At 39.9% G+C, this 25,526-nt stretch carries 23 protein-coding genes; 14 read left to right on the forward strand and 9 right to left on the reverse strand.

The annotated features are described in order from the left end of the window. Positions 1-12 precede the first annotated feature (12 nt). The gene (locus QQK05_RS08900; RefSeq protein WP_284297722.1) at positions 13-453 is read left to right on the forward strand and encodes a hypothetical protein; all 441 of its coding nucleotides are present in this window, start codon (positions 13-15) and stop codon (positions 451-453) included. 41 nt (positions 454-494) lie between these two features. Beyond that, entirely contained in the window at positions 495-3,935 is a 3,441-nt protein-coding gene (locus QQK05_RS08905; RefSeq protein ID WP_284297724.1) for a hybrid sensor histidine kinase/response regulator, read from the forward strand. Positions 3,936-3,961: 26 nt separating this feature from the next. Here QQK05_RS08905 and QQK05_RS08910 read toward each other — a convergent pair whose 3' ends face one another. Together QQK05_RS08910 and QQK05_RS08915 are read right to left on the reverse strand one after the other, a co-directional pair. Further along, positions 3,962-6,826: a sensor domain-containing protein gene (locus tag QQK05_RS08910; RefSeq protein WP_284297726.1), complete on the reverse strand. Its 2,865-nt coding sequence runs from the start codon at positions 6,824-6,826 to the stop codon at positions 3,962-3,964. Between the two features lie 129 nt (positions 6,827-6,955). Further along, positions 6,956-7,609 (reverse strand): response regulator, encoded by a 654-nt coding sequence (locus QQK05_RS08915; RefSeq protein ID WP_284297728.1) that lies wholly within the window; start codon positions 7,607-7,609, stop codon positions 6,956-6,958. A gap of 150 nt (positions 7,610-7,759) precedes the next feature. Here QQK05_RS08915 and QQK05_RS08920 point away from each other — a divergent pair, with 150 nt between their 5' ends. Further along, a complete protein-coding gene (locus QQK05_RS08920; RefSeq protein WP_284297729.1) occupies positions 7,760-8,113 on the forward strand; it encodes a GFA family protein in 354 nt (117 codons plus the stop codon). Positions 8,114-8,205: 92 nt separating this feature from the next. Here QQK05_RS08920 and QQK05_RS08925 read toward each other — a convergent pair whose 3' ends face one another. After that, entirely contained in the window at positions 8,206-9,474 is a 1,269-nt protein-coding gene (locus QQK05_RS08925; RefSeq protein WP_284297731.1) for an aspartyl protease family protein, read from the reverse strand. A 324-nt stretch (positions 9,475-9,798) separates the two neighbouring features. Between QQK05_RS08925 and QQK05_RS08930 the strand changes: the two genes are divergently transcribed. Both QQK05_RS08930 and QQK05_RS08935 read left to right on the forward strand, forming a co-directional pair. Then, a complete protein-coding gene (locus QQK05_RS08930) occupies positions 9,799-10,134 on the forward strand; it encodes a DUF2975 domain-containing protein (RefSeq protein WP_284297733.1) in 336 nt (111 codons plus the stop codon). Then, entirely contained in the window at positions 10,134-10,337 is a 204-nt protein-coding gene (locus QQK05_RS08935; RefSeq protein WP_284297735.1) for a helix-turn-helix domain-containing protein, read from the forward strand. Before QQK05_RS08930 ends, QQK05_RS08935 begins: the two co-directional genes overlap by 1 nt. 82 nt (positions 10,338-10,419) lie before the next feature. On the opposite strand, the gene tsf is transcribed toward QQK05_RS08935, so the two are convergent. Together tsf and rpsB are read right to left on the reverse strand one after the other, a co-directional pair. Then, on the reverse strand, positions 10,420-11,256 hold the full coding sequence (tsf, locus tag QQK05_RS08940; protein WP_284297737.1) for a translation elongation factor Ts: 837 nt from the start codon (positions 11,254-11,256) through the stop codon (positions 10,420-10,422). Positions 11,257-11,348: 92 nt separating this feature from the next. Next, positions 11,349-12,077 (reverse strand): 30S ribosomal protein S2, encoded by a 729-nt coding sequence (gene rpsB, locus QQK05_RS08945; RefSeq protein ID WP_284297739.1) that lies wholly within the window; start codon positions 12,075-12,077, stop codon positions 11,349-11,351. A gap of 403 nt (positions 12,078-12,480) precedes the next feature. Between rpsB and QQK05_RS08950 the strand changes: the two genes are divergently transcribed. The 5 genes from QQK05_RS08950 (at position 12,481) to QQK05_RS08970 (ending at position 18,074) form a co-directional block, all read left to right on the forward strand. Next, on the forward strand, positions 12,481-13,086 hold the full coding sequence (locus tag QQK05_RS08950) for a hypothetical protein (RefSeq protein WP_284297741.1): 606 nt from the start codon (positions 12,481-12,483) through the stop codon (positions 13,084-13,086). Between the two features lie 27 nt (positions 13,087-13,113). Then, positions 13,114-13,902 (forward strand): type I methionyl aminopeptidase, encoded by a 789-nt coding sequence (gene map / locus QQK05_RS08955; RefSeq protein WP_284297743.1) that lies wholly within the window; start codon positions 13,114-13,116, stop codon positions 13,900-13,902. Positions 13,903-13,965: 63 nt separating this feature from the next. Next, positions 13,966-16,584: a [protein-PII] uridylyltransferase gene (glnD, locus tag QQK05_RS08960; protein ID WP_284297745.1), complete on the forward strand. Its 2,619-nt coding sequence runs from the start codon at positions 13,966-13,968 to the stop codon at positions 16,582-16,584. Between the two features lie 21 nt (positions 16,585-16,605). After that, entirely contained in the window at positions 16,606-17,436 is an 831-nt protein-coding gene (gene dapD, locus QQK05_RS08965; protein ID WP_284297747.1) for a 2,3,4,5-tetrahydropyridine-2,6-dicarboxylate N-succinyltransferase, read from the forward strand. A 212-nt stretch (positions 17,437-17,648) separates the two neighbouring features. Beyond that, positions 17,649-18,074 carry a hypothetical protein gene (locus QQK05_RS08970; RefSeq protein ID WP_284297749.1) on the forward strand — a complete coding sequence of 142 codons (426 nt, stop codon included), beginning with the start codon at positions 17,649-17,651 and terminating at the stop codon, positions 18,072-18,074. Between the two features lie 10 nt (positions 18,075-18,084). Here the strand turns inward: QQK05_RS08970 and truC are convergent, their stop codons facing one another. Continuing rightward, positions 18,085-18,858: a tRNA pseudouridine(65) synthase TruC gene (truC, locus tag QQK05_RS08975; RefSeq protein WP_284297751.1), complete on the reverse strand. Its 774-nt coding sequence runs from the start codon at positions 18,856-18,858 to the stop codon at positions 18,085-18,087. 86 nt (positions 18,859-18,944) lie between these two features. Between truC and QQK05_RS08980 the strand changes: the two genes are divergently transcribed. Genes QQK05_RS08980 through QQK05_RS08990 form a run of 3 tightly spaced genes read left to right on the forward strand, consistent with a single transcriptional unit; the run spans position 18,945 to position 21,447 of the window. After that, positions 18,945-19,988, forward strand: a complete 1,044-nt coding sequence (locus QQK05_RS08980) for a DUF3549 family protein (protein ID WP_284297753.1) — start codon at positions 18,945-18,947, stop codon at positions 19,986-19,988. Positions 19,989-20,011: 23 nt separating this feature from the next. Further along, positions 20,012-20,314, forward strand: a complete 303-nt coding sequence (locus QQK05_RS08985; RefSeq protein WP_284297754.1) for a DUF3301 domain-containing protein — start codon at positions 20,012-20,014, stop codon at positions 20,312-20,314. Between the two features lie 29 nt (positions 20,315-20,343). Next, positions 20,344-21,447 (forward strand): hypothetical protein, encoded by a 1,104-nt coding sequence (locus QQK05_RS08990; RefSeq protein ID WP_284297756.1) that lies wholly within the window; start codon positions 20,344-20,346, stop codon positions 21,445-21,447. 262 nt (positions 21,448-21,709) lie between these two features. Here the strand turns inward: QQK05_RS08990 and QQK05_RS08995 are convergent, their stop codons facing one another. After that, positions 21,710-23,149, reverse strand: coding sequence for a choice-of-anchor L family PEP-CTERM protein (locus QQK05_RS08995; protein ID WP_284297758.1), 1,440 nt, complete (start codon positions 23,147-23,149; stop codon positions 21,710-21,712). A gap of 205 nt (positions 23,150-23,354) precedes the next feature. On the opposite strand from QQK05_RS08995, the gene QQK05_RS09000 reads away from it, so the two are divergent. Further along, positions 23,355-23,954, forward strand: a complete 600-nt coding sequence (locus QQK05_RS09000; RefSeq protein WP_284297760.1) for a peptidoglycan-binding domain-containing protein — start codon at positions 23,355-23,357, stop codon at positions 23,952-23,954. 15 nt (positions 23,955-23,969) lie between these two features. On the opposite strand, the gene QQK05_RS09005 is transcribed toward QQK05_RS09000, so the two are convergent. Continuing rightward, positions 23,970-24,992, reverse strand: coding sequence for an MJ1255/VC2487 family glycosyltransferase (locus QQK05_RS09005; RefSeq protein ID WP_284297762.1), 1,023 nt, complete (start codon positions 24,990-24,992; stop codon positions 23,970-23,972). Further along, positions 24,989-25,507 (reverse strand): phosphatase PAP2 family protein, encoded by a 519-nt coding sequence (locus tag QQK05_RS09010; protein WP_284297764.1) that lies wholly within the window; start codon positions 25,505-25,507, stop codon positions 24,989-24,991. The genes QQK05_RS09005 and QQK05_RS09010 overlap by 4 nt, the downstream gene beginning before the upstream one ends. Between the last annotated feature and the right edge of the window lie 19 nt (positions 25,508-25,526).

Below are 25,526 nucleotides of genomic sequence, written 5' to 3' on the forward strand. Positions count from 1 at the left end.
AAGGATAAATCAATGAACAAACATACTAAAATTGCTATTTTTGTAGCGCCCTTTCTCCTTCTTGGTGGTTATATTGCTGCCGATTATTATTTAGAAAATGACGCCAAAGAAAACAAAGTATTCAAGCTTGAGAACGACGGTCATTGTGATGTCTTTAATCAAAAGTGTATTTTGACTACAGGCGAAATGAAAGTCAGCATTGAACAACGAGACCAAAAAACAATTGTTAATACCACTTACCCTGTAGAGGAAGCTATTTTATTTGTCGTAAATAGCGAAAAAGATGTCACGCCACATAACATGAAAATGTTAGAAACCCCTTATTACTGGCAATCCGATACAGTTTTAGCAGACAAACTGGCTAACAAAGGCGATAGTGCCAAATTACGAATTATCGTAAAATATCAAGGGGATCAATATATTGCCCAATTTTATAGCCAAACTGTGCGCTAAAAGATAAAGTAGAAATAGATGTAATTCCCAAAGGCATATTTATGTTCGCAAACTGGCAACTCGTTACTCTTTGTTTTGTCTATATCGGCTTTTTATTTTACATTGCCTATTGGGGTGATAAAAATCGCCACCTTATTTCAGAAAAATTTCAACCTATCATCTACGCGTTGACCCTAGGTGTTTACTGCACATCATGGAGCTTTCTTGGAACGACAGGCCAAGCTTCAAGCAACTTTCTGTCTCACATTCCTATTTACCTTGGGCCAATTTTACTATTTATTTTTGCATGGCCGTTATTGCAGCGGATTATCGATGTCAGTATTAAACTCAATTTGACATCTATTGCAGATTTACTTGCAGCACGATTTGGAAAATCACACAACCTAGCCATTGTTGTAACCGTTGTAGCGCTAATTGGCACCCTTCCCTACTTGGCTTTGCAGTTAAAAGCGATTGTTTATTCATTCCAACAATTACAGGTACAACCCTATCAACATGACGGTTGGTTTGGATTAATCGTGGCACTGGTTTTAGCTATTTTTACCATTATTTTCGGTATTCGTCAGATTGACGTTACTGAGCGCCATCCTGGCGCCATGCTCGCCATTGCATTTGAGTCGCTAATAAAAGTCGCGGCATTTGCTGTACTTGGTATTTTTGCATTGTTTTTCTTATTCGATTCACCAATGGAGTTATGGCAACAAACACGAGCAAATGAAAAGCTTAATCAACAACTTACATTTCCAAACCTGACTAGCTTAATTGCCATGCTCGTGATTGTAAGTGCAGCATTTTTATCGCTACCTCGCCAGTTTCAGGTCATGGTAGTTGAATTAAAAGACAAACGTCATACAGCACTTAGTCGAAAAGTTTTTCCACTTTATTTAATCATTTTCGCACTTTTTGCTATCCCTTTAGGTTTGGCTGGTAATTACTACTTGGGTAACACAATACCGAGCGACGCTTATGTGTTGTTTCTACCCACAGTCAAAGATCAATTTTGGCTGACACTATTAGCATTTTTAGGCGCAATCTCTGCTGCAAGTTCCATGGTTATTATCTCAGCGATCGCACTATCAACCATGATCTCAAATGAAATTGTCTTTCCTCACTTATTTAAAAACCAAAACAATCACGCTCAGGAATTTGAGACTTTCCAGCAAAAACTCCTCAATATCCGCAAGACTATTGTTTTGGTGATTATTTTACTTGGCTACACAGTCTTTTTATTAACGACCCCTGAAACACTGTCATCACTTGGTGAAATAGCATTTGGTGCGTTTGCCCAATTAACACCGGCATTACTTGCGGCTTTCTATTGGCGAAGTGCCAATTTAATTGGTGTGTATGCTGGGATAATCGTTGGCTTTATGCTCTGGCTAATCTTAAATTTCATGCCTCAAATGGGCTTTTACCCACAGCCTTTTAGTGAGACTTTTTTACCAGCAACAACTGATGCGACATTAATAAGCTTAGGAGCAAACGTACTGTTAATGTGGCTGGTTTCTCAAATCAGTCGACAAAGTGTTCAAGAGCGTGTCCAAGCGTCGATATTTATCAAGTGGCAAGAGCAAGAAGAATACAGTACCTATAATAAACGTATTATTAATATCAACGAGTTAGAAGTCCTTGTTTCTCGCTTTGTTGGCGAGCAAAAAGCAAAGCAAAGTTTTACCAACTTCGCATCTGACAACAGTGAGTTAACACCAAAGACTGACCAATATTATCAAGCGCTGTTGCAGCACACTGAACAGACGCTAGCGAGTGTTATGGGAACACAATCAGCACAGCTTGTTTTGACATCTGCGATTGAAGGTCGTGATATCGCGTTAGATGAATTAGCTCAACTGGTTGAGGATGCGTCTAGCCAACGCCAACAATTTAGTCAAAATTTAGTTCAAAGTGCGATTGAACATGCCAGCGAAGGGATTTCAATTATTGATAACGAGTTGAAGCTCGTCGCGTGGAATAGAAAATATTTAACGTTATTTAATTACCCAGAAGAACTTATCTATACCGGCTGTGACATTGCTAATCTAATTCGATTTAACGTTGAGCGCGGCTTATGTGGACCTGGCGAGATTGAAGAGCATGTAACTAAGCGAATTAACCATCTAAAAAAAGGCACTCAGCATAGCTCAGAGCGCATTTATGCCGATGGACAAGTAATAAGGATAGAAGGCAACCCTCTGCCTAATGGAGGATTTGTTATGATGTTTTCTGATATTACGGCCTACCGCGAAGCTGAACGGGTGTTAAAAGATGCAAATACTGATTTAGAAGTCTTAGTTAACGAACGCACTGTAAAACTTGCACAAACCAATGATGAGCTTGCCAAAGCCCGAGAGAAAGCTGAGCAAGCTCACCAAAAGAAAAGCCTCTATCTAAAAGCCTGTAGCCACGACCTAATGCAGCCATTAGAAGCAGCACGATTATTCACTGAGGCATTATCACATCAAAATAACCTGACTGCGGCTCAGTATCGACAAGTGAAAAACATTGACGCTTCCTTGCGAACTGCAAGTAACTTAATTTCTGATCTCGCTGAAATAGCCCGCATTGAAAGCGGAAATATAAAACCAAACTTCCAAGCATTCTCATTGAACGAATTATTTGAAGAGCTCAAAAAAGAATTTACCATGTTGGCCCAGCAACACTATGTCGCTATTCACATTCAACAAACTAAACTCTGGATTTACAGCGATAAGTTCTTGTTGCGACGCATGGTACAAAACCTATTAGGTAACGCCTTACGTTACGCGGGTCCTGGGCGAGTGTTGTTAGGTGCAAAGCGGCAAGGTCAACACGTTGTCATTCACGTAATTGATAATGGTCCTGGTATTGCTAAAGAGCAACAAGTCGCTGTATTTGAACAATTTACGCAACTGCATGACGCTCAAGGTGAATCGGCGAAAGGGTTAGGCTTGGGTTTAAATATCACTCAAGGTATTGGTGAAATCATTAAGGCGCCTATTGGATTACAATCGGTCGAAGGTAAAGGAGCGAACTTCTCAATAATTGTTGAACGTGCGACGCCGCGTGTTGCGCCAATCGCCTCACCTGTTGCAAGTAAAGCAAATAACTTTAGTGGCGTAACGGTATTATGTGTCGATGATGATCACGGCGTGCTAAACGGTATGGTTGAATTATTAACGGCATGGCAGTGTAAGGTAATTGCCTGTAATACGAGAGCACAAGCCATAGAAACGTTTAACAAAGACAGTGACATCATTGATATTGTTTTAGCCGATTACCAGTTATCACCAACTGACAATGGCTTAGAAGTTATCGCAACATTGCGTGAAAATTACCCTCACTATCTACCGGCTATTTTATTAACGGCGGCAACGGAAGATGGTATTGAAGATAAAGCCGATGAAGCAGATGTTGGCTTTATGCGAAAGGTAGTAAAACCAGCCTCCCTTAGAGCCATGATGAGCGCAATGTTAGCCAAGAAGCTATCATCCAACTATGGTAACTAACAATAAACACCAACAAAGCCACAGGTTTATGCAACATGTGGCTTGTAATGTTCACGCGTTGAAATGTTACGTTCAAGCTCCATCAGTGGCAACGGTTTAGCAATAGCAAAGCCTTGCGCATAATTTATTCCGATATCAGCCAGCAAGTGTTTTGTGGCTTGATCGCCGACAAATTTGGCGATAGTGAGCTTGCCTAATGCTGACGCAATATCATTGATAGCACTGACAATAGCCTTATTTTCACTGTTTTGGCATACATTTTTCACAAAACTTCCATCAATCTTGATGATGTCAACCGGAAGGTTTTTCAAGTAAGCAAAGGAGCACATCCCTACACCAAAGTCATCAAGCGCGAAATGACAACCAAACTCACGCAATTTATCAATGAAAGCATTAGCTTGGCTAAGTTTAGTCACGGCGGCAGTTTCAGTAATTTCGAAACATATTTTTTTAGCCGGTATTTCAAGGCTTTTTAGGGTTTCTATAATGTCATCGGCAAAGCTATCATCAATAATGCTAGTGCCAGATAAATTAATTGCGCATTTTTGTGTCTGCTTAAGCAGTTTAGGAGCACGCTTTAATTGCAATAACACATTGTTTACTACCCATTTATCTATATCTGTCATTAGATTAAATCGTTCAGCTGCGGGAATAAATTGAGCAGGACTTATCAGTTGACCTTGTTCATCAAGCATTCGTAACAACACTTCATAATGCAAGCCAGTGGAAACTGTTTTTCCTATTGCTTCAATGGGCTGGACATAAAGCTCAAATCGATTCTCATCTAATGCCTGTTGAATGCGAGATACCCACCCAATACCGGCTTCTAAATAATTCAGTTCAGAGTCTTGAGCGCTGTATACATTAATTCGATTCCGTCCTGCATCTTTTGCAGCATAACAAGCGACGTCCGCCTGCTTCATTAGCTCTTGAGTACTTTGTGCGGAGTTGACAACCGTTACACCAACGCTTGCTGAGATTTGAAAAACTTGTTCTTCCCACACGAAGCGAAAGTCACGTAATTGTTGTAAAAGAGCTTTAAGGTGATGCTTAGCTTCATCAACACAGCAATCGATAAAGATAATCCCAAACTCATCGCCACCCAATCGCGCGACAATGTGCTTATTGTCTATCGCCGCGATGATAAGCTGACCTAGCTGTTTTAACAGCTCATCACCGGCTGTGTGACCGCAGGTATCATTGACCACCTTAAATTGGTCTAAATCAATGTAACTAAGCGTGACGTGACTACCATGTATTTCAACTTGGCTCGTTGCATATTGGAGTTTGTCATCAAATGCATAACGATTATAAAGTCCAGTTAAAAAATCATGCTCAGCTTGATAAGAGACTTTCTCTGCTAGTGCTTTCTCCTTGGTTACATCTTTGGCAATGCCTTCAATTTTGACCAAAGTGCCTCCCTCCATAACAGGAGACTCAGTAAACTCGAGTAACCTTACCTCGCCACTTGCATTGGTACATTCCATCAGATAAGGCTCTGGAGTATTACCTAAGCGCATTTGTTTTAGAATTTCTTGTCGCTGTGAGTTTAGATTAGACAATGGAAACAGTTGTTCAAATGTATCGATGAACTCTTTGGGCTCATAGCCCAAAATTGGCGTAATTGCCGCACTGACAAAGTCGGGTTCGCCATGACCATCAGTACTATATAAAAAATGGCCATGTAACCCATCGACTAGTCTTCTGTATTTTGCCTCTCTGTCTTTTAGATCTCGCTCGGCCTGCTTCCTTACAGAGACGTCTCTCACGGTAGCGGCGATACCATTGTGTGTATCAACAATCTGCAGTTTGATGTAAGTCAGCTCTGGGTTTTTCGTATTAACCTTTATGCTTCGCTCAAAACTCAAGCCCTCTCGTAATCTAGATAGCGCATTTTCAGCGAGTTGATGTTCATCAGCCCCCAACAATTGAATCAACCCATTAAAGTCCAGTTTATCGTCAATAGTTAAATGCAACATGTTCTTGGCGACGGTGTTGACCTCATTGAGTTTGTAACGCTCTCCTACTTTAGTGAAGATCAGTAATCCATCAAGGGACGCATCTGAAGCCGCTTTAAACTGCTTTTGACTATAACTTGCCTTCAACCAATTAGATAACGTTAGCCTACATAACAGCGTGAAGAAGATAACTAAACATGCCGCTATGATGAAGTAATTACTGTGAAGCTCATCTTGATTTTTGAGCGCTAACTTAATACCCAGCTGTCTATCAACAAAGTTAACATGACTGTCATAATTGACCTTACTCTTACCAATAGAGCCGTGTTCAAACAAGGTTGTGTTTTCATCCAATAGCGTGAACGCATAGGCACTACTCAGGTTTTCACTAACTAACTTTGATAAACTCGCTTCTATATTGACCACACCCAGAACCCAACCATAAATACCAGTGTGTTGTTTTACCGGCATTACAATAGCGATCGCCTGTGTACCATCGGATAATAAAAACGGTTGAGATAATGATGCATTAGCTTCAGGCAGTTCAGAAAAATCCAAATCAATGGTGTTTACAGTTTGCGTCGCAAGTGCTGGAACGTGCCATTGCAACTGAAATTGATGGTCTACAAACCATATTCGTTCTAGCTCAGGCAAAATAGTCAAAATACTTAAGCTTAGTTTAGTGAACCATTGTTCTAGATTTGGATGGTTCTCTGGCCAGTTTCTAACGATCTCATCAAGTGCGAGTTCGCTTGATTGTGCGAAGAAGGTTAAGCGAGAAGAAATTTGCTTTGCCACCACTTCTGACTTTTCGGCTTCTAATTCTTGTTGCAGTGATATTTGATTAACCACAAAGAAACCTAGAACAAGCGATAAGGATATCGCGATAGCTATCGTCATAAATAACAGTTTATGCTTAAGGGCAAATGACATATAGCGCGCCATATACAAGAACAATATGACGAGAATAGTAAAATTAATTTATGACATTTATGTGACCAAAAGCGTTAATTTTGGTCACTCAGCCTCAGGAAGATGCTGTTTTTGTGTAAATTATTGTAATTAGGATTGCTCAAACTGATTATCTAATTCAAGTGCATTCATTGCGATAACCGCTTGTGTGCGGTTTCTTACATTTAATTTTTTAAATATTGCAGTAGCATGTGCCTTGATCGTTGCTTCTGAGACATTAAGATCATAAGCAATCTGCTTGTTCAACATACCTTGGGCAAACATCATCAAGATTTTATATTGTTGGTTAGTTAAACTTGCAATTCTATTTGCGATATCCTGCTCCGCGACTTGCTCTGGTTCTTTAAAGTGCTCGGGCACCCATGAATTTCCCTGCAACACTTCAACAATTGCCTGATAAATAGTGTCAACAGGCGTTGATTTAGGGATAAAGCCAGCAGCACCAAATTCAAGCGCTTTGGCCATCGTTTCATCATCTTCGTGTGCAGAAATGATAACCACAGGAATTTGCGAATGATGGCTTCTAATATTGATGAGATTAGTAAAGCCGTGGGCGCCGGGAATATGAAGGTCTAACAACAAGAGATCTGCGTCAGGTGTCGCCTTAACTTGAGCTTCAAGTTCTTCAACATTTTGAGCCTCTAGCCATGTGGTATGCACAAACTTTGTTTTAAGTGTTTCAAGCAAGGCATGGCGAAACAATGGATGGTCGTCAGCTATTATAATATTTTTTGGCTGAAACATGACGTTCTCTTCTCAATTATCCTTGTCTAAGTATAACCGTTTTTTAACATAACTTTATTAGACTAAAGTCTAACTAGATCAATTATCCCTTTATTTTATAACTGTAATTATATACAGTAAAGTGATTTTAAGATTATTAGGGACATATCTATGCGTTATTTAGGAAGCTGCCATTGCAAGGAAGTTACATTTGAAATTGAATGTGATGAAATCATAGAGGCATTGCAATGTAACTGTTCAATATGTATTCGAAAGAATGCCATCATGTCTAAACAAAGCTTTTCACCGAAACAGTTCACTTTACTGTCAGGTAAAGACAACCTTTCTTGTTATCAATGGAATGACAAAGATGTGAATCATTACTTTTGCAAAACATGTGGAATATATCCATTCCATGACACGACATATGATCCAGGCCACTTTAGAGTGAATTTGGGGTGTATTGAAGCTGTTGAACCTAGAGCGTTAGAAATTAGTTATTTTGATGGAAGAAATGTCCTGTAATTGCACTGATAAACCTTAAATAGAGTGATAAACCTTAAATGGAGTAAGAAGTGCCGTTAAGCTAAAACGGCACTACACGATAAAATGTCCAGCTAAATTCTGTCATATAGCGCTAATTCACCACATTGTTCAACCTGATTCTGAAGCCAACATAAGGACAAGGTCTTTTGATTAGGTTCATTGAAGTAACCAGTAAGCTCGTCATGACTTGCTACATCAACAACCTTACCGTTTATTTTGGTAATAACATCGCCAACCGTTAATTCAATTCGCTCGGCATATGACTCTGGCGAAACATCCTTCACGATAGCACCGTGAGCGTGCGGCAAAACACGCAGGCCTGAACGATCAGCTAATATAGGCAAATCCGCCTGTTTAAGCTGTTGTAAATAAAGCTTTTGTCCTTGAAAGTCGTAAACCTGATTAAACCGTTTAAGCAATTGGTTGCCAAGTACGCCATCACTGCCTGATTGAGGATTACTGCCTGTCACTCTAAAGTAGCTCGGAAAATCATGCACCTGCAAATCACCAAAGTTAATTCCTTTTAGGATACCAACCAAGTTTTGAGAATCCCCGCTAATCCCCGAAGAACGACTAGCGTAATGTTGCTCAGGCACTTCAAACTTACCCGTGGTAGAAAACAATGTAACTGTGCCTGTAGAGCCAGTATCAACGAGAAGTTTTACTGGCTTATTGGCCTTACTATCGGTCACCTGAGTGTGTAAAAACGGCGTATTTCCGATCACTTGCATATCGAGTGGTTGCCAATTAGGTTGAACATAGTTAGCAATGACTTCATCAGTTCTGGGCTGAAAATAAATAACTTGCTCATCATGGTTAATTTCCACAATACAACAATTAAAAAAGTCAGCACCTAACACACCATCGAAGTAGGTTTCTTTACGAGAATCAAACGGTAAAGCTTCTGTTGGTGCGTAAACGACAGAAAGGTTATCGATCGTAAAACGGCCAACTTGCACTCTATTGTTATGAACTAAGTAAGCAACAGGATCATCGTCATCTCCTGCACCCGATATAGTCATTGGGTTATCTAAACTTAGCATCAACTTGTCTGTTCTATCAGTTTCTGTAATTACCGTTGCAGCGGCACCTGTATCTACCACAAAGGTTAACGACTCGCTTTCATTAACGCTAACATCCACCAAAATATGATTATTCAATTGTTTAAAAGGAATAACTTCACGAGTAATTCCCTGCCCTTTTCCATCAGTTGGCCACGTTGCTACAGCATTTGCATTATTCCATTGATAGCTTGCTAACTGCCAAACCTGACAGCCACTAAGTAGCATACCAAAGCCCAAGATCATTAATTTGTTCACATATTGCTTCACACAATTCATTACTAACTCCTTTATTTAGTTTCGTCAAAACAATACAACAACAAAAAATTATTGTAAAACGATAATTAAATATAATTTCAAGGTAATTTATTTCTGTTAACTCATAACAATGCGTGTTATAAATAATCAAACACGAATGAATAAGAACCCAAGATGAGATCGAAAGAACAGTTACAACACGTTAGTCAAATTATGCGAATTGTACTTTTCGCTATAGTTGGCATAACCGTCGCCATAGCAATTTACGGCTATAGTGTCACGGGCATGTGATGGGTTAGTTTAGGAGACAAGCAATTCCAAGCACTTTGGCAAAGCTACCCAGAGTTGCGCACTTATTTAACCATGGCGATAGCCCCTGTGATCGTAACAATGCTTACAGGCGTTTATATGTTGCAACGAATTTTGAAACTATTTAGCCAAGGATTGTTTTTTAGCAAAAGTGCTAAGACAAGCTTAAAAGCTTTATCCTGGTTGGCGGTTTTTGGCGTGGTATATAAAATGTTTTGGCCATTATTTATTGCAACGTTATTACCGTCAGGCAAAGAGGTTGATATCAGCATTGAGCCCTTTAGCTTAATTATTTTGCTCTTTTTACCGGTATTAGTGCATTTGCTCACGGCTGCCGATGAACTTAATACCGAAAATAGTGAGTTTATCTAATGCCGGTCGTTGTTAATTTAGATGTAATGATGGCCAAGCGTAAAGTCAGCTCAAAAGAGCTTGCAAGTGCTATAGATATTACCGAGGCTAATTTGTCGCTATTAAAGCGAGGCAAAGTCAAAGGTGTAAGGTTTAACACCTTAGAAGCAATTTGTGAGTACCTTGATTGTCAGCCAGGCGACATTCTTGAATATACCAAATAAGTTTTATCGAATTAAAAAAGAGCTACCCATGGGTAGCTCTTTTTATTAAATCGAATATTTACCGACCAAATGCCGGGAAAAATTATTCGCCTTTAGCAGCAGCGATTTGCGCTTCTACTTCAGCAGCGAAGTCTTCTTCTTTCTTCTCGATACCTTCACCAACTTCTAAACGAACGAAAGTTGATACAGTTACGCCTTTCTCTTTTAAGATGTCACCAACAGTACGCTTTGGTTCCATGATGAAAGCTTGACCAGTTAAAGAAATTTCACCAGTGAACTTCTTCATACGACCAGTAACCATTTTCTCAGCGATTTCAGCAGGCTTGCCTTCGTTCATCGCGATATCGATTTGGATAGCTTTTTCTTTTTCAACTACTTCAGCTGGTACGTCTTCTGGGTTAACGAACTCTGGCTTAGAAGCAGCAACGTGCATTGCAATGTGCTTAAGAGTTTCTGCGTCGCCTTCACCAGCAACAACAACACCAATTTTAGCACCGTGCTTGTAAGATGCTGAAGCACCTTCAACGTATGCTACACGGCGAACGTTGATGTTCTCACCGATTTTAGCTACTAATGCGATACGCTCTTCTTCGAACTTAGCTTGTAAGTCTTCGATAGAAAGTTTTTCTGCAGCTGCAGCGTCTGCAACTTTGTTAGCAAATGCTAAGAAGTTAGCGTCGCCAGCAACGAAGTCAGTTTGACAGTTAACTTCAACTAATGCGCCATCTTTAATGATGATTTGGCCTTCAGCAGCGATGTTACCCGCTTTTTTAGCAGCTTTTGCTTGACCAGACTTACGCATGTTTTCAATTGCAAGTTCCATATCACCGTCAGTTTCCTGAAGTGCTTTCTTACAATCCATCATACCTGCGCCAGTGCGGTCGCGTAATTCTTTTACTAATGCAGCAGTAATTGCCATGAGTAAATTCCTCAATATAAAAAGAGTTAGTTGCTAAAATGCGAAGCTAATGCCTCGCATTTTAACGATTAAAAAAGGTTTATTTTGTCAGCTTATTCAGCTTCAACAAAACCGTCTTTTTCAGCAGCAACAGCGATGTTCTGCTCACGACCTTCGATTACTGCGTTAGCAGCTGAGTCAGTGTATAAAGTGATTGCGCGAATCGCGTCATCGTTACCTGGAACGATGTAGTCAACACCATCTGGGTTAGAGTTAGTATCAACAACAGCAATTACTGGAATACCTAAGTTGTTTGCTTCTTTAATAGCAATGTGCTCGTGGTCTGCATCGATAACGAAGATAGCGTCTGGTAAGCCACCCATGTTTTTGATACCGCCTAAGCTCTTCTCAAGTTTTTCCATTTCACGAGTACGCATTAATGCTTCTTTCTTAGTTAAAGCATCGAAAGTACCGTCTGTGCTTTGCGTTTCAAGATCTTTTAAACGCTTGATTGATTGACGAACAGTTTTCCAGTTAGTCAACATACCACCTAACCAACGGTGGTCTACGTAGAATTGATCAGCTTTGATTGCCGCTTCACGAACTGCTTCAGAAGCAGCACGCTTTGTACCAACGAATAAGATTTTCCCTTTCTTAGAGCTAACGCCTGATAAGAAAGCTAATGCTTCGTTGAACATAGGAACAGTTTGTTCTAAGTTGATGATATGAACTTTATCACGAGCACCGAAGATGTAAGACTTCATTTTCGGGTTCCAGTAACGTGTTTTGTGACCGAAGTGAACACCCGCTTTAAGCATATCGCGCATAGAAACGTTTGGCATGATTTTTCCTCTTGGGGTTAAGCGTCCATACATCCAATATACACGACTCGTAGCAGCATATTTTCTATGCTTTGAGCACCCCGGTATACCTTTGCAAGATGTATGTGAGTTTAAATATATACTGACACATTATTGTGACAGCACGGTTAAAGTATTTTGCTAAAGACTCAATCGAATATCTCGATAAGTATTTTTAGCGGCGCACTTTATATCATAACTTAGGTGTTTTAACTAGTAATTTTCTTGTTTTTGGCAATAAATCTGCAAATTTAATTGGTTATTCTGTGAACAGCCTTTTATTACAAATAAATTCTTAAAATTGTTTGCGCGAAGATAGCCAAGTTTTAGAGAAACAGATAAAATTACTAGCTTACTGATTAAACTTATGAAATATGACGAATATATGAACGCTGAATTGATCTTTATTTATGATTCACACTGCCCTTGGAGCTATGCTGCAACGCCACTTGTCGACGCTATTGCAAAAGCCTACCCAGAAATGAAAATAAATTTATGGCATTGTGGGCATTACCAAGGTGATCAAACTGTTGCTCAAGCGTTAATTGGCAATGTTGAAGCTGACAGCAACAAACGTTTTCCAGCTAGTTATGTTGACCCTATGCCATTTGAACCAGATTCAACCATGGCGGCAAATCTAATCGCTTGGGCAAATAACAAAGCGAGCCATCAAGTGCTTGAACTTTTAAAACTGATTCAAAAGTCTCATTTTGAAGATGCGTTGCCTATGTCCAGTAAAGACGAGCTCATGGATGTTTGCCAACAATTAAAAATGTCTCCGCCAGCTAAAGTGTTTAAGAATGATGCATTTTCTAAAGATGCTGAATTTATCATGCAAGACATTTTTGATTTACAAGAGGTCATTGGCACTCAATCAATTCCTGCATTATTGATCGCGTTTGATGATAATCTGGTATTGTTAAACCATAATCACTATTTGAAAAAGCCAAGCGCAATTGTTGAAGCAGTAAAGCTTGAGCTAAAAGCATAATTGCTTTCTAAAGAAACAGAGAATTACATGACTATTAAAATCAAAACGCCTGAAGAAATTGATAAAATGCGCGTTGCCGGTAGATTAGCTGCCGACGTTTTAGAAATGATTGAACCACACGTTAAAGCGGGTGTGACAACAGATGAGCTAAATACGATCTGTGCCGAATACACAGAAAAAGTACAAGAAGCTATCTCTGCACCTTTAAATTACCACGGCTTTCCAAAATCAATTTGTACATCGGTTAACCATATTGTCTGTCACGGTATTCCAAACGATGAACCATTAAAAGATGGTGATATCATCAATATTGATATTACGGTAATCAAAGACGGTTATCATGGCGATACATCAAAGATGTTTCTAATTGGCGATGTTTCACCTGAAGACGGTCGTTTGTGCCGTATTACTCAAGAAGCACTCTATGTTGGCCTTAAAAAAGTAAAGCCTGGTGTAGCATTTGGCGAGATTGGTGCAGCAATTCAAAAATTCATCAAAAAGTCAGGGCGTTTCGGTATTGTAAAAGAATACTGTGGCCACGGTATTGGGGCTGAATTCCATGAAGAGCCGCAGATCGTGCATTACAAAAACAATGATCGAACTAAAATGGCCGAAGGCATGTGCTTTACCATTGAGCCAATGATCAATGCAGGAAAAGCTGGCACTATCCTAGATAAGGAAGACAATTGGACCGTTTATACGGTTGATGGTAAGAAGTCAGCGCAATGGGAACACACTATTGTCGTAACAAAAACGGGTTGTGAAATTTTAACTCACCGAAAAGATGATACGATTGCAAAGGTACTAGTTAACTAGTACCTTTTTGTTTCTGCACCTTGCGATAAACAGTACATCAAAATAAAAAATAAAAGAAATCCAATGAGCGCTTATATTCCATCACACTTTTTTGATACATTCTCGATCACTGCGCCAACCCTTTCTATTCAAGATATTGGCCAACAAAATAAAGATTTTTCAGATTGGCTACTCGAACAGTTTGACCTGCAGGACACTGAGAATCTCGTCAGGGCCCGTGCTCAATATGTAGATTTAGTGTTATCTAAACTTTGGTGCCAACATCAGCTAGATGAATATCAAGTAAGTTTATTGGCCGTTGGCGGATATGGACGTGCCGAACTCCATCCTCATTCCGATGTCGACATTTTATTGCTAACACAAAAGAAAGTGGACAAAGCATTAGAAGAAAAAATTGGACAATTTATTACGCAATTGTGGGATATTCGTTTAGATATCGGTCACAGTGTTCGTGATGTGCAAGAGTGTCTCAAGCAAGCGGTTAATGATGTCACTATTGCGACAAACTTAATGGAAATGCGGTTAATTAGTGGTTGTCGTAATTTATATGAACAACTCCAACCGCTTTTACAACAAGACGTATTTTGGCGTTCAGATAAGTTTTTTATTGCTAAGCGTGACGAGCAGAAAAAGCGCCACGAACAATATCATGGCGCAGCCTATACACTCGAACCAAATTTAAAAGCCAATCCTGGTGGTTTGCGAGACATTCAAACGATAGCCTGGGTTGCCAAACGTCACTTCCTTGCCGATTCAATGGAAGAACTTGTCGATCATGAGTATCTCACAAGAAATGAGTATTATGAGCTCTTAGAGTGTCAAGACTACTTATGGCGTATGCGCTTTGCATTGCATTACGTCGCGAAACGTAGTGAGAATAGATTACTTTTCGATTACCAAGCAGATGTTGCCAAAATGATGGGGTTTGGCGACCATGGTAAAAAAGCGGTAGAAAAAATGATGAAGCGTTTTTTCCGCTTAATTGCGCGCGTTGCAGAACTTAACAAGATGCTTCTCCATCGATTTGAACGCACCCTGCTTGGTGAGGAACATTCGCCGAATGTAATCGTAATTGATGACGATTTTGTAGTTGAAGATGGGTTAATGAGAATAACGCGCAATCGTCTGTTTAGTCGCCCCGTTAAAATCATGGAGATGTTTCTAAAAGTAGCGCAAACGCCTGAAGTAAAAGATTTGCACCCAGAAACATTGAGGTTATTGCGTAATGCTCGTCGACGTTTGATTTCTCGACTTAATGATTACCAAGAGTGTCGACGTATGTTTGTCGAACTCGTAAGGCATCCAAGAGGATTAGGTTTAGCATTTAATTTGATGCACCGTCACTCTATATTGGGAGCCTATTTACCTCAATGGCGTCACATTGTCGGCCAAATGCAATTTGACTTATTCCATGCCTACTCAGTAGACGAGCATAGCTACCGATTAATCAAAAATCTATATCGTTTTTCGCAAGCCGAACATAATCACGAATTTCCACTGTGTAGTAAAATTGTGCAGCGTACTCGAAAGCCAGAACTGCTATATTTTGCAGGTATTTTCCATGACATTGCTAAAGGTCGAGGTGGTGACCACGCCAAATTAGGTGCCATCGACGCGCTTGAGTTTGCCGAAGAGCACGGTTTAAACAAACACGACGGACGTATGATTGCTTGGTTAGTTGAACAACATTTACTAATGTCTGTAACAGCTCAACGCAAAGATATTTCAGATGAGACTGTAATCAAGGAATTTGCCGAAGTGGTTCGTGATGAGGCTCGACTCGACTTGCTTTATTGTTTAACCGTTGCTGATATGCGAGCAACCAATGAAAGCCTTTGGAATAGTTGGAAAGCCAACCTGCTTGAAGAGCTGTACAACTCAACAAAGCGGGCGTTCAGATTAGGTTTAGAAAAGCCAGTCGATTTACGTGCAAAAATACGCGAAAACCAAGCACAAGCGCTAGAGCTGCTTACGGAGAAAGAGCTTTCAGAAGAAAACGTAAAAGCTTGTTGGAAGCACTTCAAGTCAGATTATTTTTTACGTTACACACCTGATCAAATAAAATGGCACACGCGCAATATCATCACTAAACAAGATGATGGCCCAATGGTGTTGATTAGCCCTAAGCCATATCGAGGTGGAACTGAGGTATTTGTCTACACAAAAGAACAACCACATATTTTTGCTCGTACCGTTGCGCTGCTTGGTAATAAAAAACTATCCATTCACGATGCGAAAATTATAACGAGTAAAAATGGCTACACGCTAAACACTTTCGTGATATTAGATCAACGCAATAAACCGATCGATGATACTCATAGGGCTCAGGAAATCGTTGATTCAATCACTCGTATTTTATGTAAAGAGTCAACAGCACAGATTCCTGTTCAGCCTGTTTCGAAGAAGAACAAGCAGTTTGTTGTTAATACTGTTGTAAATTACTCTAAGACAAATAGTAAAAACAGAACCATGCTAGAAATCATAGCGATGGACAGACCCGGTTTATTGGCCAGTATTGGACAAGTATTCCAAGACTTAAAAATTCATATTCACTCTGCAAAAATCACCACCTTTGGTGAGCGTGCAGAAGATGTATTCACCGTATCAAATGATCAAGGCACAACCCTGACTGAAGTAGAACAAGAACAGCTTCGTCAGCGTCTGTGTGATGATTTGGTATAACTTAATTAATTGGACAATCAAATGAGCGAATTACAATCAATTATTGAGACAGCGTTTGAAGAACGTATGTCAATTACTCCTAACTCAGTATCAACTGAAGTAAAAAATGCGGTATTAGATGCATTAGAGATGCTTAACAATGGATCAGCGCGCGTTGCTGAGAAAGTTGCTGGTGAATGGGTTGTTCACCAATGGTTGAAAAAGGCGGTATTACTTTCATTTCGTATTTGGGATAACGAAGTAGTAGACGGCGGTGAAAGTAAATATTTTGATAAAGTACCACTAAAATACAATGATTACAGCCAAGAGATGTTCGAAGCTGATGGTGTTCGTATTGTACCGCCAGCAACAGTTCGTACAGGCTCGTATGTAGGTAAAAACGTTGTTGTTATGCCAAGTTATATAAATATTGGTGCATACGTAGATGAAGGTACCATGGTTGATACATGGGCAACTGTGGGCTCATGTGCACAAATTGGCAAGAACGTTCATTTATCTGGTGGTGTTGGTATTGGTGGCGTATTAGAGCCACTACAAGCGGGTCCAACAATTATTGAAGATAATTGTTTTATTGGTGCACGCTCTGAGATTGTTGAAGGTGTTGTAGTTGAGGAAGGCTCAGTAATTTCAATGGGTGTATACATTGGCCAAAGCACACGTATCTTTGACCGTGAAACAGGTGAAATTCATTACGGTCGTGTCCCTGCAGGATCGGTCGTCGTTTCAGGAAATTTACCATCAAAATGCGGAACATACAGCCTTTACGCTGCTATTATCGTCAAGAAAGTTGATGCGAAAACACGTGCAAAAGTGGGTATCAACGCCCTTCTTCGATCAGTATCTGAAGAATAAAAGCTAAGTAATCGAATCGAACCGAAAGCCAGTGTTTTGTCACTGGCTTTTTTATTCGTTATTTTTTTGACACCACCATAAATTAAGCATAAAAAACAATAAGATAAAACATTAAAAACAACATGGCATAACACCTGCAGATAACGCTACAGAGAGAATTTTTAGTCAATCCTTTGTGATTGAAGCTCACCAAATTTGAAGTTGTTATTGCTATGAAGATGATAAAATTAACTATCGCACTACTTACGTTTATATTGTTGACGGCATGTCAGTCAACTAACCACGTCAATAGCCAAAGTGCTGTAGTGCAAACTCAAGTGACGTCAATCAACAGTCACGCAGTACCAGATACCACAGAAATTGCACCTATAGTGCTGTCTTCATTTAAAGAGCGAGCTCAAAAACGTAAGTTAACTTCTGATGCAAGACTCGCCTATTCACTAGCAAATCGCTCAGTGCCTCAAGATCAACTGATGATGCTTGCTTTCGAGCAAAAACGGGCAAACAGTTTATTCATTCAAACGGGCTATTTTGTTGATATACGTGGCAGCCGAGCGCAAGATCCAAACACGAATCGGACACAAGTAGCGTGGCAACACTTCGACGCTAATGCAAAAACGATAGCAGGGCCACGTTAAACCATTATTGCTAACCGTCTATTGTCCAGCCTAACTGAGTAAAAACCTGCTGCCATTGGTTATCAAAACGTGACTCAATAACTACCTCGTTACCTGTAATAGGATGAGTAAACGCCAGTGACTTAGCTTGTAACATCAGTCGTTTGAAACCAAAGTGCTGATGAAAAAATGGATTCTGTTTGTTATCCCCATGGTTTATGTCACCAATAATTGGATAACGTAAATGCGACAAATGTCTACGTATCTGATGCTTTCTTCCTGTTTCAGGCATCAGTTTTACTAAGCTGTATCTAACACTTGGGTATTTGCCTACCGCGATTGGCAACGTTGCTGTTGCAACTGATTCATATTGAGTCACCGCACTTTGTGCCTCTTTGTTTTGCTGAGCAAATTTATCTGCTATTTTATCGTGCTGTTCTTTTAGCGGGTGATCGACGATACCCTCACCAAGTAAGTGTCCTCTAGTCAGCGCATAGTATGTCTTTTTAACTTGTCTACTTGAGAATTGTTCATTCATCAACCGTGCAACCTCCTCAGTCAAAGCAAACAAAAGGACACCTGATGTCGGTCTATCTAGTCGATGCACAGGATATACATATTGCCCTACTTGGTCTCTAACAAGTTGAAGTGCAAAATACTTTTCATGTCGGTCAAGATAGCTTCGATGAACAAATAGTCCAGCAGGTTTATCAACCGCAACAAAATATTCATCTTGAAATAAAATATCTAAGTGTGGTTTGTCGTCATTAATATCTTTGTCAATGTCGGTTAAGAGCTCATTCATAGCACAGAGAAATAGCTTAGCAAGGTCATTTAAAATTTGGGCGATATTATCTATAATGCCGTCAAATTTTGATAGCACTAAATTTCATGAGCACAATAGATACTATTTCAGATCTTCTAACCTTCTCGGGCAGTCAATTTCGCATTTATGATATTGGCCGCCGTATCGATAAGATTTCTAAAACAGATTTTGAAAAAATCGAGCAATGCCAGTTACCCTACCCCTATCCATTGCAAGGTCATGCGCATTTGGCTTGTGCATTTTGGCAAAAAAACGCGAAAGCACCTTATATATGGTTCATTAAACTACCATTAGACGAAAGGGGTCTGTTAAATCAAGGGGCCAGAAATCACTTTATCGCTATTATTGTTGAAGCGCTCGGTAATGACCTAACCGTAGATCCAACAGAACAGCAAGAAGAGCTATTAAAAAGCAATCCATACCACTTCACGCCAGCACAGTATAAACTTGCGTCTTTAAATGCAAAATTAAATGTTGAGCTGAAACAGTCGGCAAGTAGTTATTATGAGCATACGCAGCTCTACTTTTCTGGGAAGCTAGGTTGGCATGATTGGCAGTCAGTTGGTGTTCAAGGTATTGCCGATTTTGCAGCGCGCCTAAAAGATAAAGAAAACGAACAATCGCTTGTTAAAGCGATACCTCAATTGCCGATGCAAGTATTTAGTGTGTTAGCTAGCGCGTTGGAAAACGAACACTTGTCGCTAGCAAGCATAGATGCATTGATATCACGTTATAAAAATGCACAGTCTCTTGAGGAAAAGCAACATGCAATGCGCGCGTTAGCCTCTAGCACAGAACACCCTCACGTTATTGATCTGATCTCTTCACTATTAGAGAGTGAAGAGAACCAGCAGGCAACTACTGCAGAGCTTCTGATTATTATTTCTGGACGTTGTTGGCAAACGCTTGCTTCGGAAAAGAATATGATATTGTTTTTAGAAAATTTAGCGAAATTAAATGATACAAACTTGTTCGGTGCAATATTTAAAGATATGGTATCAATACCTTTATTAAGACCTATTGTATTAATGTCAATTCGCTCGGAATGCCGAAGCGAAATGCTGTCAAAAGCTATAGGCACATTATTTAATCGAGCAAATAGCCATTAATCGCTAGTTAAGCAGTTATAACAATGGAAAACATCTATTATTTACTCTTCGCCTTTTTGATCTGCTGGTATTTCATTTACCTGAGAAAAATTGCTGAAGTAGGGAAAAAACACGTATTACTCTATTGCCAACAAAACCAATTACAGTTTATCGACGTAGCACGACGTAAAAGCCGCATAAAATTCAATAAACAAGATGGTTTATTTTGGCAAAGTACCTTTGATTTTCATTTTAGTGGTGATGGTGAAGAATCATACCAGGGTGTGATGACACTCAAAGGGATAAAAATTCAAGATATTACGACACCAGCATTTAGAGTTCATTAACAATAACTTAGCGTATTTGGGAGAATACCTTGCCTTTACTTCAATCTTTGTTCTGCCTTAAAGGTAAAGACAATAGAGAGCGTTTTACAATTATTCAATTAAGTGCTGTCGTGTTATTCGTGTTATTCAACACGCTTTTAGGTGGCAACACAATCATCATGTTACTGTTAGTGCTAGCAATCACAAGTATCAGTGCATTAAGCGCCTTACGTCGTTGTAACGATGCAAATCTGACGAACAAAATACTACTGCTTCCAAGTGCTTTGTTATTCGTTACATGTTTGCTTGTTATATTTACTGAGAGTTCTAATTTTAATTTTGCCTTATTTCTCCCATTACTTAGCCAACTCTATTTGCTTACATTTAAAGGGCACCAAAAAGAGCTGGAATATCATTTAGGCTACAATGGGCCCATTGACCTATCATCGACGCAACCTAACTACCAAAGTGCTAACGTAAGACGTGTAGAACCTACTTTGGTGGGGAGTTCTGCGCACAGCGCAGAGGCACCTGTGGCAGAGGGGGTTACTTCAAATAGTGAGTCTATCGAATTAAACCAACCTACCTCATCTAACAGCACAAATAATGAAGATATTGGAGAAAAAGTCAGAGAGTTACTTTTTGCTCACAAACAAAAGCTATTGATTGGTCTGGCTGTTTTGACGCTGTTGACTGTTTTGTTCGTTATCGTTTCAAATCAAGAGCCTGCACAGGACACAGTTGTTGAACCTATAGTCGAGCCGTTGGTAACACAAGATTACTTAGAACAATCCAACATTGTAGAGCTTAGTGATGGCTTTAGCGTTGCCTCAAACCCATTCCAAGGCATTGTTATTTCATGGCAAGCCGACGATACGTTGCGCACGGAGTTATGGAACATAACTACGGCCGAAGGTGATGAAAGCTGTAAAGAACTAACATTTAATAACAAACAAAGTGTTCGAACATCTCAAGTTATGGTGAAAAACAACTCACAGTATTTTGCAGTATTTTCACCGCTTGATAGCCATAGCCTAGTAAATCAACTTGCAAAACGCGGCAGTTTTAAATTGTGTGGTTATGATTTCTCTCTAAAAGGTAGTCAGGCTGCGCTAGGTAAAGTGCGCTATTATGGCGAATTACTAAGTTACTAATGCTCTTCTAGTGATCATAAAAAAGCCTCATCATTGAGGCTTTTTTTGTATGTATTTTTCCTTTCTCAAAGACTAGCTTCGTAATCCTAATATGGTTTGAAAAGACCTTTGTGCCGTAAGGACCATATGAGAGCCAATACGAGGCCCCGCCTTAATGTTCAATGCATATTGTCATCTAGCGTATTCTTTTATTAAAAAGAAACGAAAATTAGACATAAAAAAGGCTAACCTAAGGTTAGCCTTTTTTGATTAGTACTAGCGCCTATTTAGCTTTACGGCGAAAGCCTAGTAGCATTAACATTGTTCCAAACAATACGAGTGTTGATGGCTCAGGCACAGAGACCGAATCCGTATCAAATGTGATTGCGGTCATTGAGACATTTGTTGATTGGCCTTGTACACCACCGTAATTGATACCAGTAACAAATGCCAAATCATCATTTGGATCTAGCTCTAAGCTTGGGTTGATGCCACGAATTTCGAACGCACTAACCATATCACTTAAATCCCAGAAGTAGCTATCACCGGCCATTAACGTTGCAACGAATAACCCGTTCACCCAAAGCTCGTAACCGTCGATATCGTTAACAGAAGCGAGCGAAGGCATTGTTACTTCAGTAAAGTAACCATCAGTAATCGCATATGCGTAGCCAACTGAAACCACAGGGTCAATCCAAATCGTACCTTCTGGCACAGGCGGTAAATCGAAGTTAAACGCGCCATTCTCATCTGGTTCACCGTTATTTGGTAAAATTGGAATAAATTCACTTTGTCCTTCACCACCAAATGCTGCTAAGAAAACAGCAGAGTCAACAGCACTATCACCTGTATCAGCAATGATAATATCAAAAACATTGCCAGTAGAACCTGGCACTACTGGAATATCAAAGCGTAACAATGGATTGCCATTTGGTTGAAGCACACCGCCAAAAGGCGCACCTTCTAAAAAGTCCATGTCAGGGTGATTAATATTTACAGCTAAAGGTGTATCTTCAGGTGCAGCGCCGCTCTCTTGCACGGCCGCATAGTTTTGACCATTTAAGTACAAACCAAAACCATCAATAAAACCTGAACCTACAAAGTTAGGGAATTCATTTGAACCGAATGCGCCTAGGAATGACACGGTATCCGTATTAGCATCTACATCAAATGTAATTGTTAACTGAGCAACGTCATTGTGTTGAAAGCCTGGTGTATTGCCTGACGTAATTGGATCGAGTAACGCCTCTTGCGCTGACGTCGCTGCTGAGCCTGATGAAATAATAGTGTTAGTGCCTAAAGGGCCAGCCAATACAGCTGGAGCGGCGTTAAAAGCTACAGGTTGAGGGCCTACCGGACCAAATTCACAGACCTCGTCTTCACATGGAAAATCAGGAATCTCACACTCTTCACCCTCACAGTCACCTGGACCATCTGGACCTCCACCATTAAATGGATTATTAAGGTCGTTTACATTTCCTGTACTTAATACAATACCTGGACTTGGTAAACCAACAATACCAGTGTCGCCATTGTAGGTACCTGCTGCTACTGCTGTCGCACTGAAGTTAATATTCGTAACATCGATACCCGTTGTACCGTTAAGTGTAAGAATATCTGACAATATTACACCATCCGTTACGGGGGTAATCACGTCAGCCATTGCTGGAGAAGCCGCTATCAATCCTGCGACAAGAAGGGGAAGTGTTTTCTTGGTATTCATTAACTCTATTCCTTTAGTAAATCCTGCGGTGGTTTAAGCAATAAATATTCCAGAACCAGGACCCTAGATAATACAAGGGCTATAGTAGCTGTGCTTTCTCGGGGTGTAAAATATTCCAACACTAAACGATATCTCAATAAATTGCTTGCACACATTTCAAAAACCCAGATAGACTAACAGCAATAACATTCAACGGACGATATTTATGTTAAAAATTAAGCTTTTACCCTTTGCACTAAGTGGCCTTTTATTAGCCTTATCAGCGCAAAGTGCCGATGACAACGGGCAATTTGCAATAGATGGAGCTGGTGCTCAGCAATGTAAAGTCTATACAAACGCTTGGGAGCAAAATTCACGCGACGCATATGTTTTTATTGGGTGGCTAGATGGATATGTAAGCGGCCAAAATCAAACGAATAATCAAACCTTTGACCTTACACCTTGGCAAACGAGCGAAACGATGGCGAGCCTCGTTTATAAGGCATGCAAAAACACGCCTGACGACAGTTTCCTATTGGCGACAATCAAAGTTTTAAGGTTTTTAGCCCCTACCAAACAATCAGCGCAAACAGCATTAATTAAGGTTGAGGTCGAAGGACAAAGCGTCTATCTCTATCAACAAACTATTGACGCTATTCATAAAAAGTTAAACAGTTTGGAGTACTTAGCAAATAGCGATAACAAAACCTTTAATACAAAGAGTCAGTCAGCACTTAAGAAGTTTCAAGAACAAAATGGTCTTCCAGCCACGGGCTTCCCTGACCAAAAATCTCTTATAATGCTTTTATTAGGGCAAGTAAAATAAAGTAGCGATGAGCGTTTACACTTGTTGCCACAAACGCTCACACAACCGTTCTGGTTGGTCGTAATTTCCTTCTAACAACCACTCAATTAATGGCGATGGATCACTTGGAAAATTGACCATCGTGGACGTTTTGACTCCTAACCATTGGTCAACCGCATGCTCATTTAAAGACTCCATAACACTTGCGGCTTTCATTTGTTCTAGTACCCTTGCATTTGACGCTTGTTCAAATTGACCATTTAATGGTTTCACAAGTAGTTTTTTACCAAGTGTTAATGCCTCACTAGACAATTCAAATCCTGCGTTACATATCGCACCATTACATTGCTGTAAGTCATGTAAAAACTGATGACGGTTAAGTGGATTAAAATAACAGTTCTCAACCTGGTATTTATGCTTTACATCAGGATGATAGATAACGAAGTCTTCATCAATAAACAAGCTAAGCAATGCCGTTATTTCTTCGAGTTTTTCAAATGGTAAATACACTAAGTAGAAACTTTCAGCATGCCTATCAACACGCTCAACCTCGACAAAGGGTGGTAAAATTGTCCCACCAAACGGTTGCCAATGAACACCCAAGGATAAGTTTGCTGGCGCAAACATTTTAATAAACCAACGATGTAGCCATGAATTTGATTCAATAGGTACTGAAGGATCATTAAAAGCTGCTTGGTGCGAAATATTGATGACTTGTTTATTCGCTCTTTTTGCCGCCCAAGCCGATACCGGTTCAAAATCATTCAATACAAGGTCATACTGTGTCACATCAAGTGACCTAACATCAGCAAGAAACTGACCAAACTTAAGTTTCTTTGCACTTTGCCAAAGGGATACTTTGCCCGCTACAGTTGAAAAGGAAAGTCCTCGATATGTTTGATAGCGACCAAAAACATCCATGTCGAAATATTGATCATCTTCTCGACCAGAGAATAAGTAGTCAACCTCTATGCCTTTGGCATTAAAACAAGCCGCCATTGCTCTAGCTCTTGTGATATGACCGTTTCCTGTCCCTTGTACACCATATAAAATTTTCATAACGTTCCTATCAATGAAATTGTAAGCCCTAGCATAGCGCCGGCAAAAATGTCACTGGGGTAATGAACGCCCAGAGTGACCCTTGATAAGCCAATTAACCCTGCCCAAACAAAGGCAACCCCTCCAAATTCGGGGTAGTATTGATTAATTATCATTGCCATCAATACAGCTGAAGAAGTGTGCCCTGAAGGCATGCTAAATTTATCTGACGCGCGGATATATGACTCATAATGGGTCAGCAATTGACATGGCCTTTCTCGCTTGAATGTATGTTTGAGCGTTAAATACAGTGGAAGGTAAATTGCAAACAATACGATGGCATGCGTAAAAAATATTAAGCCTTGCTCTTTTTCAAATAGCAAAGCAAATACCCCGATGGCGACATACAGATAGCCATCTCCCGTTTTAGATATTAAACGACTAGATTCCTTATAACGTTTACTTTCAGTTTTTAAAAACAAAAATTTGAATATAGCCAGGTCTACAGCGTTAACATACTCTTTCGTTAGCAGCATATCGAGTGAACCTCTAGGT

This window comes from Thalassotalea loyana, from assembly GCF_030161435.1.
GTDB lineage: Bacteria > Pseudomonadota > Gammaproteobacteria > Enterobacterales > Alteromonadaceae > Thalassotalea_G > Thalassotalea_G loyana.

Excerpts from the sequence above, each read along its gene's own strand:
- QQK05_RS08915 (WP_284297728.1), bottom strand. The coding sequence starts at position 7,609 with ATGTTTCAGCCAAAAAATATTATAATAGCTGACGACCATCCATTGTTT.
- dapD (WP_284297747.1), top strand. The coding sequence starts at position 16,606 with ATGAGCGAATTACAATCAATTATTGAGACAGCGTTTGAAGAACGTATG.
- QQK05_RS08985 (WP_284297754.1), top strand. The coding sequence starts at position 20,012 with ATGGAAAACATCTATTATTTACTCTTCGCCTTTTTGATCTGCTGGTAT.
- rpsB (WP_284297739.1), bottom strand. The coding sequence starts at position 12,077 with ATGCCAAACGTTTCTATGCGCGATATGCTTAAAGCGGGTGTTCACTTC.
- QQK05_RS08980 (WP_284297753.1), top strand. The coding sequence starts at position 18,945 with ATGAGCACAATAGATACTATTTCAGATCTTCTAACCTTCTCGGGCAGT.
- QQK05_RS08995 (WP_284297758.1), bottom strand. The coding sequence starts at position 23,149 with ATGAATACCAAGAAAACACTTCCCCTTCTTGTCGCAGGATTGATAGCG.
- QQK05_RS08920 (WP_284297729.1), top strand. The coding sequence starts at position 7,760 with ATGCGTTATTTAGGAAGCTGCCATTGCAAGGAAGTTACATTTGAAATT.
- QQK05_RS09005 (WP_284297762.1), bottom strand. The coding sequence starts at position 24,992 with ATGAAAATTTTATATGGTGTACAAGGGACAGGAAACGGTCATATCACA.
- QQK05_RS08925 (WP_284297731.1), bottom strand. The coding sequence starts at position 9,474 with ATGAATTGTGTGAAGCAATATGTGAACAAATTAATGATCTTGGGCTTT.
- QQK05_RS08905 (WP_284297724.1), top strand. The coding sequence starts at position 495 with ATGTTCGCAAACTGGCAACTCGTTACTCTTTGTTTTGTCTATATCGGC.
- glnD (WP_284297745.1), top strand. The coding sequence starts at position 13,966 with ATGAGCGCTTATATTCCATCACACTTTTTTGATACATTCTCGATCACT.
- QQK05_RS09000 (WP_284297760.1), top strand. The coding sequence starts at position 23,355 with ATGTTAAAAATTAAGCTTTTACCCTTTGCACTAAGTGGCCTTTTATTA.
- QQK05_RS08900 (WP_284297722.1), top strand. The coding sequence starts at position 13 with ATGAACAAACATACTAAAATTGCTATTTTTGTAGCGCCCTTTCTCCTT.
- truC (WP_284297751.1), bottom strand. The coding sequence starts at position 18,858 with ATGAATGAGCTCTTAACCGACATTGACAAAGATATTAATGACGACAAA.
- QQK05_RS09010 (WP_284297764.1), bottom strand. The coding sequence starts at position 25,507 with ATGCTGCTAACGAAAGAGTATGTTAACGCTGTAGACCTGGCTATATTC.
- QQK05_RS08970 (WP_284297749.1), top strand. The coding sequence starts at position 17,649 with ATGAAGATGATAAAATTAACTATCGCACTACTTACGTTTATATTGTTG.
- QQK05_RS08910 (WP_284297726.1), bottom strand. The coding sequence starts at position 6,826 with ATGTCATTTGCCCTTAAGCATAAACTGTTATTTATGACGATAGCTATC.
- QQK05_RS08950 (WP_284297741.1), top strand. The coding sequence starts at position 12,481 with ATGAACGCTGAATTGATCTTTATTTATGATTCACACTGCCCTTGGAGC.
- map (WP_284297743.1), top strand. The coding sequence starts at position 13,114 with ATGACTATTAAAATCAAAACGCCTGAAGAAATTGATAAAATGCGCGTT.
- tsf (WP_284297737.1), bottom strand. The coding sequence starts at position 11,256 with ATGGCAATTACTGCTGCATTAGTAAAAGAATTACGCGACCGCACTGGC.
- QQK05_RS08935 (WP_284297735.1), top strand. The coding sequence starts at position 10,134 with ATGCCGGTCGTTGTTAATTTAGATGTAATGATGGCCAAGCGTAAAGTC.